This is a genomic window from Lentzea sp. NPDC042327 (assembly GCF_040647275.1).
Taxonomy (GTDB): Bacteria; Actinomycetota; Actinomycetes; order Mycobacteriales; family Pseudonocardiaceae; genus Lentzea.
On record NZ_JBEZBX010000004.1, the window covers coordinates 166,722 to 181,994 of the forward strand.

The window sequence follows — 15,273 nt, forward strand, 5'->3', positions numbered from 1 at the left end:
ATGGACCTGCACGACCGCTGCGTCGTCGCCGACACGCACAACGACCTGCTCGACGCGATCGCGCACCGGCCCGTCGAGCGCTGGGTGCCGCACTTCCGCGAGCGCTGGCTGCCGCAACTGCGGGCGGGCGGGGTGAACCTGCAGGTGCTGCCGGTGTTCGTGGACGACGTGTTCCGGCCGGAGGGGGCGCTGCGGCAGACGTTGCGGATGATCGAGGCCGCACACCGCATCGCCGAGGCGAACCCGGACGCCGTCGCGCTCTGCCACGACGGCACCACCGTCGACGCCGCTCTCGCGGACGACCGCATCGCGCTCGTGCTCGCACTCGAGAGCGCACCGGGTGTCGGTGAGGACGTCGAGCTGCTGGAGACGTTGTTCCGGCTCGGCGTGCGGATCGCGTCGCTCGCGCACTTCGGCCGCACCGCGCTGGCCGACGGCAGCGGTGAGGACGCCACCGGCGGCAGGCTGACCAGGGCGGGCGTCGCGGCGGTGGCCGAGATGGAACGGCTCGGGATGATGTTCGACGTCAGCCACCTGGGCGTGGCCGGTGTCGAGCACGTGCTGGAGCTCGCCACCCGGCCGGTGATCGCCACGCACTCGTCGGCACGGGCGTTGCGCGACCACCACCGCAACCTGACCGACGACCAGCTCAGGGCCATCGCGGCGAACGGCGGCGTGGTGTGCGTGAACTTCTTCGCGCCGTTCCTGCACGAGACCGACTTCCGCATCGAGCGGCTGGTCGACCACATCGAGCACATCGCGGGCGTGATGGGCATCCGGCACGTGGGCCTGGGACCGGACTTCGTGAAGGAGGTCCTGGAGGACGTCACTCCCCCGTGCTGCGAGGCGCAGTTCATCGAGGGCGTGCCGACCGACCGGTTCCTCCCCGGGCTCGAAGGGCCGGCGGGGCTGCCGCTGGTCACCGAGGCGCTGCAGGAGCGCGGGTGGCCCGACGACGACATCGCGCTGGTGCTCGGCGCGAACGTGCTCGACCTGTTCCGCGCCGAGCTCGGCAAGCCGAACCACTGACGAGGGGATCTGCACCGTGACCACCATCGAGGACCTGTACGGTTTCGCGCTGCCCGAGCAGCCCGCGATCTCCCCCGACGGCAGCGAGGTCGTGTACGTCCTGCGCACCACCGACCGCGAGCGGGACCGCGACCTGCGGTCGCTGTGGCGCGTAGCGGACGGCGAGCCGAGCCGGCTCACCAGGGGCGAGGCCGACGTCGCACCGGCGTTCTCACCCGACGGCGCGCGCATCGCGTTCCTGCGCGCCCAGGACGGTCCCGCCCAGCTGTGGCTGCTGCCCGCGAACGGCGGCGAGCCCGAGCAGCTCACGACCCTGCCGCTCGGTGCGGGGGCACCGGTGTGGAGCCCGGACGGCACGGCGGTCGCGTTCAGCGCACCGGTCGACGAGGGCGACGCGAAGGCACCCGTCGTGGCCGACCGGCTCGACTACAAGGCCGACGGGGCCGGGTTCCTGCGCACGGTCCGCAGCCACCTGCACGTGCTCACGCTCGCCGGCCGCGAGGTCAGGCAGCTCACCAGCGGCGACTGGCACGCAGGCCCGCCCGCGTGGTCACCGGACGGCACGCGGCTCGCCTTCGCCGCGGCCACGGACCGCGACGCCGACCTGACCTTCCGCGCGCCGGTGCACGTCGTGAGCGCCGCCGGTGGTGAGCCGAGGCTCGTCGGGCTCGCCGACGGCCAGGCCGCGACGATCACGTGGTCGCGCGACGGGTCGGCGTTGCTCGTCACCGGCCGCACCACCACCGACACCGGCCACCTCGGCCTGCTGGAGCTGCCGCTGGACGGCGGCGAGCCGCGCGACCTCGCCGCGCCGCTGGACCGCAACGTCATGCCGGGCATGGCCGGCTACCCCGGCGGTCAGCCCGCGCTCACGCCGACCGGTGTGGTGTTCTGCGCCCGCGACCGCGGCTGCACGCAGCTGTACGCGGTCGACGGTGACGACGCGCCCAGACTGCTCGTCGGCGGTGACTCCCGGGTCGTGTCCGGGCTGTCGGTCAGCGGCACCACCGCGGCGGTCGTGCTGAGCAGCGGCACCTCCTACGGCGAGATCGCCACGGTCGACCTGACCACCGGCGAGGTGACCGTCCGCACCGGGCACGACAGCGGCGCCGACCGGTTCGTGCCGCGGGAGCGCGAGTTCACGATCTCCGACGGCACCGTCGTGCATGGCTGGCTCGTCCGCGACCCGGAGCGCACCGGCCCCTCCCCGCTGCTGCTGGACATCCACGGCGGCCCGCACAACGCGTGGAACGGCTCCGCGGACCCGGTGCACCTGTACCACCAGGTGCTGGCCCGGCGCGGGTGGACGGTGCTGCTGCTCAACCCGCGCGGCAGCGACGGCTACGGCGAGGCGTTCTACCAGGCTGCGCTCGGCGCGTGGGGCAAGGCCGACGCGCGCGACTTCCTGGAGCCGCTCGACCAGCTGGTCGCCGACGGCACCGCCGACCCGGCCCGGCTCGCCGTCACCGGCTACAGCTACGGCGGCTACATGACCTGCTACCTGACCAGCCGCGACCACCGCTTCGCCGCCGCGGTCGCCGGTGGCGTGGTCAGCGACCTGACGAGCATGGCGGGCACGTCCGACGCCGGTCACGCGCTCACCGCGCTGGAGCTGGGCGGTGCGGGCGACCACCTCGCCGAGCTGTCCCCGCTGACCCGCGTCGACGACGTCCGCACGCCGACGTTGATCTACCAGGGCGCGAGCGACGACCGGTGCCCGGCCGGGCAGGCCGAGCAGTGGTTCACCGCGTTGCGCCAGAACGACGTCCCGGCCCGGCTGGTGCTCTACCCCGGTGCCTCGCACCTGTTCATCCTCAACGGCACGCCCTCGCACCGCGAGGACTTCAACCGGCGCGTGGTCGATTGGGTGCGCGAGCACACCGGTGAGGGCCGGGCCCTGGACGCGGCGCACTGGCAGCGCAGGCTGTCCGTGCTCGCGAAGAAGCACGGCGTGCCCGGTGCGGCGCTCGGCATCCTGCGCGGCGACGACGTCGCCGAGGCCTGCCACGGCGTGCTGAACACGGCCACCGGGGTCGAGGTCACCCAGGACTCGGTGTTCCAGATCGGCTCGATCGGCAAGGTGTGGACGGCGACCGTGGTGATGCGGCTGGTCGACGAGGGCCTGCTCGACCTCGACACGCCGATCGCCGACGTGCTGCCCGAGCTGAAGCTGGCCGACCCGGTGGTCGCGCAGAAGGTGACCATGCGGCACCTGCTCACGCACACCAGTGGCATCGACGGCGACGTGTTCACCGACACCGGCCGCGGCGACGACTGCCTGCGGCGCTATGTCGAGCAGCTGGTGGAGGCGGGCCAGAACCACCCGCTCGGCGCCACGTTCTCCTACTGCAACAGCGGGTTCTCCCTCGCCGGCCGGGTGGTCGAGAAGCTCACCGGGCAGACGTGGGACGCGGCCATGCGGGAGAAGCTCTTCGGCCCGCTCGGCCTGGACCGCACCGGCACGCTGCCGGAGGAGGCGCTGATGCACCGCGCCGCCGTCGGCCACATCGACGCCGACGGCGAGGCGAAGCCGGCCCCGGTGTGGCAGCTGCCGCGCTCGCTCGGCCCCGCCGGGACGATCTTCTCGACGACCGCGGACGTGCTGGAGTTCGCGAAGATGCACCTCACCGGCGGCGGGTCCGTGCTGGCGGAGGCCACCGCGGCGGCGATGACCGAGAAGCAGACCGACGTGCCCGACCCGAACGCGCTAGGCGACTCGTGGGGCCTGGGCTGGATCCGGTTCGGCTGGGACGGTCACCGGCTCATCGGCCACGACGGCAACACCATCGGCCAGTCGGCGTTCCTGCGCCTGCTGCCCGAGCAGGGCCTCGCCGTCACGCTGCTCACCAACGGCGGCAAGGCCCGCGAGCTCTACCTGGAGCTGTACCGGGAGATCTTCGCCGAGCTGGCCGGTGTCGCGATGCCGCGCCCGCTGGAGCCCGGCGACCCGGTCGAGGTGGACACCGCGCGGTACGTCGGCCGGTACGAACGGGCCTCGGCGCGCCTGGAGGTGTCCGAGGGCGAGAAGGGCCTGCGGCTGGCGATGACGGTCACCGGATCGCTGGCGGGGCTCGTGCCGGACCCGCCGGAGGTCGACCTCGTGCCGATCACCGACGAGCTGTTCGTGTGCCGGGACTCCGAGCAGGACAGCTGGACCTCGGTCGTGTTCTACACGCTGCCCACCGGCGAGCAGTACCTGCACATGGGCGTCCGCGCCACGCCTAAGGTGTCCTGACGTGCTCAAAGACATCGAACGCCTCATCAACTGCGAGTCCCCGTCCACCGACCTCGCCGCCGTCGCCCGCAGCGCGGACGTCACCGCCGAGGTGGGCACGGCCCTGCTCGGCAGCGCCCCCGACCGGATCGTGCTCGACGGCCGCACCCACCTGCGGTGGCGGCTGGGCGGTGGTCCGCGCAAGGTGCTGCTGCTGGGCCACCACGACACGGTGTGGCCCATCGGCACGCTCGACCGCATCCCGTTCTCGGTGCGGGACGGCGTGCTGCGCGGTCCCGGCTGCTTCGACATGAAGACCGGCGTGGTGATGATCTTCCACGCCGTGGCCGCGCTCGACTCCCCCGACGGCGTCACGGTGCTCATCACCGGCGACGAGGAGATCGGCTCGCCGTCCTCCCGCGGCCTCATCGAGACCGAGGCGCGCGAGCACCGGGCCGTGCTCGTCACCGAGGGGTCGGCGGACGGCGGCGCGCTCAAGACCGAGCGCAAGGGCACGTCGATGTACGAGGTGGTGCTGCACGGCCGCGCCGCGCACGCCGGGCTCGAACCCGAGCGCGGTGTCAGCGCGACGATCGAGGCGGCCCACCAGATCCTCGCCGTGGCCGCACTGTCCGATGTAGACTCGGGTACGACCGTGACGCCGACCGTGCTGTCGGCGGGGACGACCACGAACACCGTTGCCGCGCACGGCAGCTTCATGGTGGACGTGCGCGTGCGCGACCTCGACGAGCAGCTGCGCGTGGACGAGGCGATGCGGGCGCTGGAACCGGTGCTCGACGGGGCGGAGGTCGAGGTGACCGGCGGCCCGAACCGCGCGCCGCTGGAGGCCGCGATGTCCGCCGAGCTGTTCGCGCTCGCGTCCCGGCTGGGCGGACCGCTGACCCGGGCCGCGGTCGGCGGTGCCTCCGACGGCAACTTCACCGCGGGCGCAGGCGTGCCGACGCTCGACGGGCTCGGCGCCGTCGGCGGTGGCGCACACGCCGAGAACGAGCACGTGCTGGTGTCCGAGCTGGCGCCGCGCACCGCGTTGCTCTCGGCACTGGTGAGGGAGCTGACCACATGACCGAACCGCTGCTGGCCCAGGACGTCGTGGTCCGCCAGCTCACCGAGCAGTCCGAGCTCGTCGCCACCGAACGGCTCTACGCCGAGATCTGGCGGTCGAGCGGGAACACTCCCCCGGTCACCGCCGAGCTGCTGCGGGCGATGGCCAAGGCGGGCAGCTACGTGGCGGGCGCGTTCGACGGCGACGAGCTCGTCGGCGCGTGCATCGGGTTCTGCTCGCCACCGGCGGCCGGCACGCTGCACAGCCACATCGCCGGTGTCTCGGCCCGGATGCGCGGCCGCAACGTCGGCTACGCGCTCAAGCTCGACCAGCGGGCGTGGGCGCTGGCCCGCGGGCTGACCGCCGTCACCTGGACGTTCGACCCGCTGGTGCGCCGCAACGCCTACTTCAACCTGGGCAAGCTCGGTGCCGACGCGGCCGAGTACCTGCCGGACTTCTACGGCGACATGCGCGACAGCATCAACGGCGGCGTGGAGAGCGACCGGCTGCTGGTGCACTGGCGGGTGACGTCACCGGAGGTCGCCGCGGTGTGCGCGGGCACGCCGCGGGTCGTGGAGGCCAGGGGCGTGGTCGGGCTGGGCATCTCCGCCGACGGTCTGCCGGTGCCCGGCACCACCGGCGGTTCCACCGTGCTGGTCGCGGTGCCGCCGGACGTCGAGGCGCTGCGGGTGGCGAACCCGGCCGCGGCGCGGCAGTGGCGGCACGCCGTGCGGGAGGTCCTCGGCGGGCTGCTCGCGGGAGGTGCCCGCGTCACCGGGTTCGACCGGGCCGGGTGGTACGTCGTCGAGAGGAACGAGTCGTCATGAGGCTGTCCGGGGTCGAGCTCCGCTGGGTCGAGATGCCGTTGAAGAGCCCGTTCCGCACGTCGTTCGGCACGCAGACCGTGCGCACGCTGATGCTGCTGCGCGCCGTCACCGACGTGGGCGAGGGCTGGGGCGAGTGCGTGGCGATGGTGGACCCGGTCTACTCGCCCGAGTACACCGAGGGCTGCGCGGACGTGCTGCGGCGGTTCCTGGTGCCGGCGCTGACCGGTGAGGTCGACGCCGTGTCCGTCGGACCGCGGCTCGCGAAGTTCCGCGGCCACCGGATGGCCAAGGGCGCGCTGGAGATGGCCGTGCTGGACGCCGAGCTGCGCGCGGCCGGCCGGTCGTTCGCCCGCGAGCTGGGGGCGACGCGCGAGTCCGTGCCGTGCGGCGTGTCGGTGGGGATCATGAACTCGATCCCCGAGCTGCTCGACGCCGTCACCGGGTACGTCGAACAGGGGTACGTCCGGATCAAGCTGAAGATCGAGCCGGGCTGGGACGTCGAGCCGGTGCGCGCGGTGCGGGAGCGGTTCGGCGACGTGCTGCTGCAGGTCGACGCGAACACCGCCTACACCCTGGCCGACGCCCGCCACCTCGCGAAGCTCGACCCGTTCGAGCTGCTGCTGATCGAGCAACCGCTGGACGAGGAGGAGATCCTCGCCCACGCCGAGCTCGCCAAGGTGGTGCGGACCCCGATCTGCCTGGACGAGTCGATCACCTCCGCCCGGTCGGCCGCCGACGCGATCACGCTGGGCGCGTGCCAGGTCGTGAACATCAAGCCGGGCCGGGTCGGCGGGTACCTGGAGGCGCGGCGCATCCACGACGTGTGCGCGGCGCACGGCATCGCGGTGTGGTGCGGCGGGATGCTGGAGACCGGCATCGGGCGGGCGGCGAACGTGGCGCTCGCGGCGTTGCCGGGGTGCACGCTGCCCGGTGACACCTCGGCGTCGGACCGGTACTACGCGCTGGACGTCACCGAGCCGTTCGTGCTGCGGGACGGGCACCTGCGGGTGCCCACCGGGCCAGGGCTCGGGGTCGAGCCGCTCCAGGAGGTGCTCGACGAGGTGACGGTGAAGACGGAGTGGGTTCCTCTGGCGTGAGCGCCGCGCTGACCTGCTCACCGGTTCCGGGACCGACGTTCCGGAACCGGTGAGCTCTGGTCATTCCGGTTTTCCGGAACAGTAGGTAGCGTCGTGGTCACACAGCGCGAACTCCTGAAGGAGCGGAATGCGACGCGACGACCACACCAGCGGCGATGGCACCGATCCGACAACACGGACGGGCCGCGGCTTCAGCCGTGCGACGTTCCTGAAGGGGGCCGCCGGCGCACTGCTCGGCGGCGGGCTCGGCGGGCTCGGCGCCGGGACGGCCGGCGCAGCCGGCACCCCGCGGGCCGGCTACCTCAAGGACCTCACGGGCAACGAGACGGCCCGGTTCGGCTTCCGGGGCACCGACCTCGGGTTCACGGCACGGACCAACCACGGTTACTGCATCTCGATCTTCGGCGACACCTTCGACCAGCCGGTGCCGGTCAACGTCACCGGCTGGCGTTCGCCCGTCGGGCTGCGCCAGTCGAACACCGACCTGCAGAACGGCATCCGCTGGGACAACGCCATCGGTGGCTCACAGGCCAAGCAGTTGATCCTCTATCGGCACAACGACCCCAACTACGCCAGGAACACGCCGGGGCAGGTCGTCACCGAGATCCCCAACGACCTGATCCACCTGCCCGACGGCCGCTACATCATGAGCACGTTCGGCGTGCGGGACTGGGCGATCCCGGAGCAGGGTGGCATCCCGAGCGCCGGTGGCAGCTGGCGCACCTGGTACTCCCGGCTGTGGACGTCCACCGACACCCACGCGGAGAACTGGACCACCACGTGGAACCTGGAGACCAACCGGGAGAACATGGACTACTGGAACAGCGGCGACATGAGCCTGTTCCAGAACAACACCATGATCATGTGGCCGGGTGAGAACTTCGTCTACATCTACGGGACCAACGAGGGCCGGTGGAACGGCGGTGGCATCCACCTCATGCGGGTGCCGTGGGACAAGATGTGGAACTACAGCCAGTACCGCTTCTGGGGCGTCGACGGCTCCGGTCGCTGGGACTGGCGCCAGTACGGGCCGATCACGCCGATCATCAACGCGCCGAGTCGCACCGAGGCCATCGGCGAGTTGTCGGCACAGGTCATCGAGGGTCGGGTCGTGTTGTCGTTCCTCAACGGCGGCCGCGGCGCGGTCACCCAGACGGCGACGTACCCGACAGGCCTGTGGACCGCCCCGAAGACCCAGGTGACCTACGCGCAGGCCCAGAACATCTACGCGCCGATCGTGCATCCGTACTCGACGCTGGCGAACTCCCACATCCTGTTGTCGCAATGGGTCGGATCGGAGTACTACGGCGTCCGCCAGTGGACCGGCAACATGTACGGCACCGTCGCGGCGCGTGGCTCGGTCGGTGACACGCTGGCGGTGACGAAGGACGAGCCCGCCCTTCCCGGGCACGTCGGGCCGGTGTCGCCGCAGTGGCAGGAGCTGCCGCTGGCCGAGCAGATCGCGGTACTCGGTGACAACACCGACGACCGCGTGAGCAGGGCCGACATCGCGGCGGTGACCAGGTCTGCGGCGAGCGCCAACACCGGGGTGTCGGCGGCACGCCACCGAGCGGGGGCGATGGCGCCGACCGACTAGAACACCGGGCCGGCCACGGGCGACACCCGGTTCACCCCTGTCCGGTGCCGGTGCTGGCCGTCATGTCGAGCGTGGCGGCAGGTCGCCTTCACAGGCCGGCCTTGGCCAAGGCAGCCAGCAGCGCCGGCTGGTGGTGCGCGGCGGTGAACTGGTCCAGGCAGTCAGCGAAGTCCAACCCGGCCCGGTGGTGCAGCACCTCGATCTCGGCCAGCACCTCACCGGCCCGCGCGTACCTGGCCTTGTCCGTGCGACGGTCGATCGTGAGCTCGGCCGCCCGCACCAGGACCGGGATCGCGGCGGTCGGATGCCGGTGTGCGAGCGCACGTGCGATGTGCGCGAGCTGACGGTCGTCGAGGTCGTGTTCCCGCGCCACTCGCCACGCCTGCTCTTCGTCGCCGGCGACGAAGAGCAGGTGGACCAGTGACGTGGCGGCGTCAGCTCCGGACCGCGCCACCTGTTCGCGCAGATGCGCGAAGGCGCGGTTCTTGGCGTACTCCACCGCGTTCAGCGGTTCGGCGGCAGCCAGCAGCGCCCAGTACGCTCGTTCCCGGTTCCGGTCGAAGTGGCCGTGGGGCACGCGTTCGAAGATGTTCCAGCGAATCCTGGCCGCGTCCCGGTACCGGCCGCGCGTCCCGTACAGCTCGGCGAGCAGGTCGTCGGCGTTCTCGTCCCTTTGCCGCAGGCCTTCCAGGCAGGAGATGGCGCGGTCCGTCGCGTACTCCACGGCGTCCAGCGGTTCGGCGACGGCCAGCAGCGCGCGGTAGTGACCCGAATGGGGCAAGCGTTCGAAGATGTCCCAGCGGACCCTGGCCGCGTCCCGGTACCGGCCGCGCACCTCGTACAGCCGCGCGAGTTCGTCGTCGCCTTCGTGGCTCCTCCGTGGCACGTCTTCGAGCCAGGCGAGGGCTTCGTCGACCCGGCCAGCGGAACGCAACGCCTTGGCGATCGACACGGCACTGCCGGGGCGTGGGTTCTCGGCGTAGAAAGCGCTCAGGACCTCGACATCCGGTTCGAACGCCACCAGGAACTGTTCGCGGATGTAGGCGATCACACCGTGCTGGTGCACCGAGTGGTGGTCATAGGGGTCCTCAGGGGCCAGGTTCCGGTGCGCCTGGTCCAACCGCCGCCGGTAGGTGGCCAGCCCGCGCGGACCGAGCGCCTCCACCAGATCGGCGACGTCGAAGAAGTGCGCAGGTTCCTCCGCCTGCAGGTCGAAAGCCCAGACGGCCAGCTCGTCGGGGTCCGCCGGTTCGCGCACGCACGCCTGGACGAGACCCGTGGTCGCCTGCTCCACCGCGTCCGACCACAGGGAGTACGCCTCGTGGGAGCCGAGGTTCGACCCGTTGCGCGCCAAGCGCCGCACCAGCCGTTGGTACAGCGGCCTGGTGACCGCCGGGTGGCCGATGGTGGCCTCCTCCAAGGTGAGCAGGAGCTTCTCGGCGTCATCGGCCCAGCGGTCCGGGTACGTGGCGTCCGGACGTGTCCTGCCGACCGAGTCCACCGCGGTGAGCAGCGCCTTGGCATCCAGTGGACGTACGACGTCGACAGCCAGCACCGCGACGGCCACGCAGTGCTCGCAGAAGACACCGCCGAGCCCCGCCGGGCAGGAACACTCGCCGGTCAACCGGCCATCGGCGCCGGTCAACCGCACCTGACGGTCACACACGACAGCGACCACCTGACCCGCCAGCACCTGGAACGGGCCGACCTGCTCGCAGAGTTCCTGGCCCAACTCGTAGCGGTCGATGTCCGCACGTGCGAACACGTCATCTTCGGTGAACCAGACCGTGCCGATGGTGCACCAGATCGCGTCTACGGGAAGCCAGACCACTCGCACATCCAACCAGCACGGAGAGCGGCGGGACGTGGATCGGCGGCATCTCCTCACGAGGTTCGGACCGCCTCGCGGGTGGACTTCACCGAGGACTTCTCCCTGGCAGAGCGTGACAGGGGCAAGGTCCGGCACCACGTCCACCTCGGTCACTCGACCGCGGCACTTGCTCGTCGGTGGACACCGCCCGCTCAACGGGCCCCAACTGTTACCAGACCAGAATTCGCAAAGCGTTCATGCAGTCGATCATCACGAGCACGCGAAGATCCTGAATGCTTTCCCCACCTGTTTCAGTATCGCCGCGCGCCTGTTCCACGCTTGCGCTTGACGACCTCATAAATCGTGCAGCCCACAGCGACGAACGGGATGAAGAAAATGCGCCTCGGGAAGTAGTAGGTTCCGCTCGTTTGAGCCGCTACGCAGAATCCGAGGACGATGCAGAAGAGGCCGCTGAACACAGCCAGAGCCCGACTCCTGCCATTCATTCCACGAGCCACCAGCGCGAGGATCAGCACCGTGACCCCGCTCAGAACCGAGAAGACCTCGTACGCGCTCCAGTGCATGACGCCCTCCACGACATCCGTGCAGAAGCCGGCCGACGGAGATGGCTGGCCCCTGTGTGAACCGAGACGATCTCGGGAGCCCGGCGATCACCTGGTGGTGGCCGATGTGACCTCCGCTTCCACCACCTCAGTCTGGGCAGGGCGCCTTGGGCAACGCGTCGGTCGTTCACCCGACAGCCACGACTGCGGGAACTTGTTGCACGGGCGACGGCGACGCCTGACATCGCCCTGCTCGAATGTCACCCGTTCAGGGGGTAGTGCTGTTCCAGGAGTAACACGCCCGCCTCGTTGTCGAAATCAACAACGACGTTGATGGGCGGTCGGGATGCTTGACGGCGAGTTCCAGCGAAGACTTTCGCGCCTCGGGGCCCGGTACGCCGTGCTCGGGAAAGCGGCCTTCATCCTCGTCGTCGCCGGGTTCGGGATGCCTGTGGCGCCTGTCCCCCTGGTGCTGCTGGTCGCCGTCGCGGGCGTCGTGCTGCTGAACGCGGTCCTGCTCCGATGGCCGTGGGCGTGGTGGCCACCGGCCCTCGAAGTCCTGCTGGCGGCACTGGCCTGCCTGACACAGCGGTGGACGGTGCCGGTGGAGGCGTTGACGAACGGTCACAGCTGGGCGCTGGTGTTCGCCTCGTTCGTCGCGGTCGCGATCCAGTGGACCTCACGCCCCGTCGCCGGAATGGTGGTCGCAGCGGGTTTGTCGGCGACGCACGTCATCGGAGCCGCAGTCCTCGGCCCCGCGGCCGTCACCGCCACGCTTCCCCTCGCCGGCTGGATCTGTGTTGAAGCCGCGTTGTCACGACTGCTCTGGTCGCTCGTGAACCGCAGCGCCGCCCAGGCCGACCACGCCGCAGCCCTGGCAGAGCGGGAGCGAACGGAGTCGGCGATCGCCCAGGCCGTCCGTGCCGACGAGCGCCGGGCAGCCGCGCTGCTCCACGACACGGCCGCCACCACCTTGCTGATGGTCGCACTCGGCCAGGTCGGCCGGCACGACGAGTGGCTGAGACCCCAACTGCGCGTCGACATCGACGCCATCGATGAACACCCTCCGCACGCGGGCGGCGTCGTGGAACTGGACGACGTCCTGTGCCGCGCCGGATCGGCGTCCAGGCTGCACGTCGAGTTCCACATCGCCCCGGGCCTGGCAGTGCCCGCGGCGTTGGGAGCGACGTTCGCCCACTGCGTCCGCGAGGCGTTGACGAACGTGTCCCGGCACTCCGGAGCTGCTTCCGCCACGGTGCTGGCGCACAAGCGCGGAACAGCGGTGACCGTGGAGGTGATCGATCACGGGCGTGGTTTCGACCCGGCGACGGTCCCGGCATCGCGCCGGGGCATCACGAGCTCGATCATCGGCCGGATGCGGGAGGCGGGCGGCCAGGCATCGGTCATCTCACACCCCGGCCACGGGTCGATCGTGCGGTTGGTTCACGGCCATGGTTGACCTGCCCTCGCCCGCCTTCGCAGCACACGAGGTCCAAGACGAGTTCCTCCGCAAGCTGCGGCTGTCGACCGCGGTGATCGCCAGCGCCGTCCTGCTGCTGCTCAACGCGCCGTCGCTGTTCCCCGCCCTGCGGGACTTCGCCGTCCCCGCTGTCCAGATCGCCGCCTACCTGTACGTGTTCCTCCTCCTCGTCGTCGAATGGCTGCTGGTGCGACGGGGGCGCTCGTGGGCCGAGGCCGGCTGGCCGGTCGCCGCCACCCTCGTCCTCACACACATCGCCGCCACCGCCACCCTCGCCCCGAGCCAGGTGCTCGAACAGGCCGACTGGAGCACCGGAGTGGTCGGGTGGGTCACGCTGTGCGTGCTGTTCGGCCACCCCCTGTCCACACTGCTCCCGGTCCTGCTGGTGGAGCTGGGCATCAGCGCCGCGAGCCTGGTCACCGTGGCTCACGCCGACGAGGACAGGCTTTTCGGCGGCTTGGTGGCGCTCACGGCGGTCCTGGCGTTCCAGCTCTGCGTCGGCGCGACGGCCGCAGCCCTGGTCCGCCTCGCTGCGGCCGCCGGCGCTGCCCGCAGGGCACTCGAGGAGACGACAACCGCTCATCGCGTGGCCGTCGGCCTCCACGAGGCGAGGAAGGTCAGGTGCGCGGAGCTGTCCACGTCGGCGCTGCCCCTGCTCGAAGGGCTGCTGAGCCGCGCCCTCGATCCCGCCGATCCCGACGTGCGACGACGATGCGGGATCGAGGCGGCCCGGATGCGGCGGCTGTTCGCGGAGGCCGACGACGCCGAAAACCCGTTGTTGCACGAACTGGACGCGTGCATCGACCTGGCGCAACGACGGGGCATCGAGGTCCACCTGGAGGTCAACGGACCGATTCCCCCGTTGCCACGTTCGGTGCGCCACCTGTTGACCGAGGCACCACTCGTCGTCGTCACCACGGCACGCTCCACCCTCCGCCTGGTGGTGCTCGGGACTCCGGACGCCGTGTCGGTCAGCGCCGTGGGCGACTGCCCTCCCGTCACACCACAGGAGACCAGCGACGACTCACAGGTCGTCGTGACGCACCTGGCGACTGCGGAACTGTGCTGGGTGCGCGCGGAGCACAGGATCGTCACGGCAGGTCGTCGAAGCTGACCAGCCCGTCCTCCAGCGCCCGCTTCACCAGCGTCTGCTTGGTCGTCGCGGGACGCCCCAACTCGGCGTACTTGGCCCGGACCCGTTCGATGTAGGTCTCCACCGTCTTGCGCGTGATGTGCAGCCTGGCCGCGACGAGGTCCTTGGAGGCGCATTCGAACCAGGCGGTGAGCACTTCGACCTCCCTCGGCGTGAGCCGCGCGCGACCGTCCGGCACCGCGCACACAGCGCCGCTCAGCGACGGCGAGAGGTAGTGGACGCCCTCCGCCGCGGCTCGGAGAGCGGGAACGAGGTGCTCCGGCCCCTCGGCCTTCGTCACGTAGGCCAAGGCGCCGAGGTCCAGGCAACGCATCACCGTGGCCGACGCCAAGTGCTGCGAGTAGACGACCACGCGGCGTCCGGCCTTCACCAGCGCCTCCAGCTCGGCGAACGCGGGCGGCTTGCCGCCCAATTGCAGGTCGAACACCACCACATCGGCTTCGGCGCCGCGTCCGGTCCACACCAGCGACAGGTGGTCACCCGCATCCACGACGTCGATCGGCGGATCAGCGGCTTCGCACCACACCGTCACACCCGCCACCACCGCGGGGTGGTCGTCCAGCACGACCACCCGCATGCGCCTGCCGTCCACAACGCCCTCCTCCCGCGAGCCACCACCCACTGTGTCGGACCAGCCGAGCCGAACGTGTCGGGTGAACGACCCACGCGTCACCCACAACGCCTTCCACACCATGGGGGAACGACAAAGGAGGCGCACGATGAAGACGACATTGGCCGTCGTGACGCTTGTGCTCACCGCGGCCTGCAGTCCTACGAACAACGCGACGTCGAAGTTCCACGACTTGCTCGCGCACAAGGGCATCGCACCCCACGACATGACCGAGGCCGAAACGCTGGCCAAGTCCCTCTGCGCCAAGCTCGACCAGGGATACGGGGCCGGCGACCTCATGGCCATGTACGGCGACTTCGGCAACAACATCAACGCAAAACGAGCATTCCTGAACGTCTCGGTGGCCGCGTTCTGCCCGGAGTACGGCAGCCGGTGAAGCTCACGCACCGGACAAGTTCACGCACGAAATCGCGAGTCGATTCCGGCTCCATTCCAAGGAGGAATTCACCATGCAAGCACGACGAGTGGCAGCAATAGCGGCAGGCGCGTTGATCAGCATCACGGGCGCCGTCGTGTCGACATCACCGGCGTCTGCGGCGACCGGCTCGGTGAGCATGCAGGCGGCGTGCGACAACCAGTACCCCGGGCAGGGCCGGGTGGCGAAGATCAGGACCTGGAACGTGCTCGGCTGGAGGTGCGTGACGGGCGTCGTCCCGGTGGCGGACGGGCAGATCGACGTGACGCGACAGTGCCGCACGCAGTACCGCAACCCGAACGCCTACAGCACCTACCGCAACTACAGCGACCCTTACAGCTGGTACTGCGTCTACTGACGCGCTGCTGCTGCTCGCGCCACCTGAACAAGGCCC

At 70.7% G+C, this 15,273-nt stretch carries 13 protein-coding genes; 10 read left to right on the forward strand and 3 right to left on the reverse strand.

The features are described 5' to 3' along the window. The 6 genes from AB0A63_RS11735 to AB0A63_RS11760 all read left to right on the forward strand — a co-directional run bounded on the left by AB0A63_RS11735 (position 1) and on the right by AB0A63_RS11760 (position 8,827). Positions 1-1,029 carry a dipeptidase gene (locus AB0A63_RS11735; protein ID WP_360388753.1) on the forward strand — a complete coding sequence of 343 codons (1,029 nt, stop codon included), beginning with the start codon at positions 1-3 and terminating at the stop codon, positions 1,027-1,029. Between the two features lie 16 nt (positions 1,030-1,045). After that, positions 1,046-4,264 (forward strand): serine hydrolase, encoded by a 3,219-nt coding sequence (locus AB0A63_RS11740; RefSeq protein ID WP_360388756.1) that lies wholly within the window; start codon positions 1,046-1,048, stop codon positions 4,262-4,264. 1 nt (position 4,265) lies between these two features. After that, entirely contained in the window at positions 4,266-5,327 is a 1,062-nt protein-coding gene (locus tag AB0A63_RS11745; RefSeq protein WP_360388759.1) for a M20 family metallopeptidase, read from the forward strand. Further along, the gene (locus tag AB0A63_RS11750) at positions 5,324-6,133 is read left to right on the forward strand and encodes a GNAT family N-acetyltransferase (protein WP_360388762.1); all 810 of its coding nucleotides are present in this window, start codon (positions 5,324-5,326) and stop codon (positions 6,131-6,133) included. The genes AB0A63_RS11745 and AB0A63_RS11750 overlap by 4 nt, the downstream gene beginning before the upstream one ends. Then, entirely contained in the window at positions 6,130-7,230 is a 1,101-nt protein-coding gene (menC, locus tag AB0A63_RS11755; RefSeq protein WP_360388764.1) for an o-succinylbenzoate synthase, read from the forward strand. Before AB0A63_RS11750 ends, menC begins: the two co-directional genes overlap by 4 nt. A gap of 127 nt (positions 7,231-7,357) precedes the next feature. Then, positions 7,358-8,827 (forward strand): DUF4185 domain-containing protein, encoded by a 1,470-nt coding sequence (locus tag AB0A63_RS11760; RefSeq protein WP_360388767.1) that lies wholly within the window; start codon positions 7,358-7,360, stop codon positions 8,825-8,827. Between the two features lie 88 nt (positions 8,828-8,915). Here the strand turns inward: AB0A63_RS11760 and AB0A63_RS11765 are convergent, their stop codons facing one another. Further along, positions 8,916-10,592, reverse strand: a complete 1,677-nt coding sequence (locus AB0A63_RS11765; RefSeq protein ID WP_360388770.1) for a hypothetical protein — start codon at positions 10,590-10,592, stop codon at positions 8,916-8,918. A 356-nt stretch (positions 10,593-10,948) separates the two neighbouring features. Then, on the reverse strand, positions 10,949-11,221 hold the full coding sequence (locus tag AB0A63_RS11770) for a hypothetical protein (RefSeq protein ID WP_360388772.1): 273 nt from the start codon (positions 11,219-11,221) through the stop codon (positions 10,949-10,951). Positions 11,222-11,651: 430 nt separating this feature from the next. Here AB0A63_RS11770 and AB0A63_RS11775 point away from each other — a divergent pair, with 430 nt between their 5' ends. Together AB0A63_RS11775 and AB0A63_RS11780 are read left to right on the forward strand one after the other, a co-directional pair. Next, positions 11,652-12,659, forward strand: coding sequence for an ATP-binding protein (locus tag AB0A63_RS11775; protein WP_360388775.1), 1,008 nt, complete (start codon positions 11,652-11,654; stop codon positions 12,657-12,659). After that, positions 12,652-13,794, forward strand: a complete 1,143-nt coding sequence (locus tag AB0A63_RS11780; RefSeq protein WP_360388778.1) for a hypothetical protein — start codon at positions 12,652-12,654, stop codon at positions 13,792-13,794. Before AB0A63_RS11775 ends, AB0A63_RS11780 begins: the two co-directional genes overlap by 8 nt. Here AB0A63_RS11780 and AB0A63_RS11785 read toward each other — a convergent pair. Next, positions 13,772-14,425, reverse strand: coding sequence for a response regulator transcription factor (locus AB0A63_RS11785; RefSeq protein WP_360388781.1), 654 nt, complete (start codon positions 14,423-14,425; stop codon positions 13,772-13,774). The two genes, AB0A63_RS11780 and AB0A63_RS11785, sit on opposite strands and share 23 nt — an antisense overlap. 127 nt (positions 14,426-14,552) lie before the next feature. On the opposite strand from AB0A63_RS11785, the gene AB0A63_RS11790 reads away from it, so the two are divergent. Together AB0A63_RS11790 and AB0A63_RS11795 are read left to right on the forward strand one after the other, a co-directional pair. Further along, on the forward strand, positions 14,553-14,840 hold the full coding sequence (locus AB0A63_RS11790) for a DUF732 domain-containing protein (RefSeq protein ID WP_360388783.1): 288 nt from the start codon (positions 14,553-14,555) through the stop codon (positions 14,838-14,840). Positions 14,841-14,913: 73 nt separating this feature from the next. Continuing rightward, positions 14,914-15,237 (forward strand): hypothetical protein, encoded by a 324-nt coding sequence (locus tag AB0A63_RS11795; RefSeq protein ID WP_360388786.1) that lies wholly within the window; start codon positions 14,914-14,916, stop codon positions 15,235-15,237. The last annotated feature ends 36 nt before the right edge of the window (positions 15,238-15,273 follow it).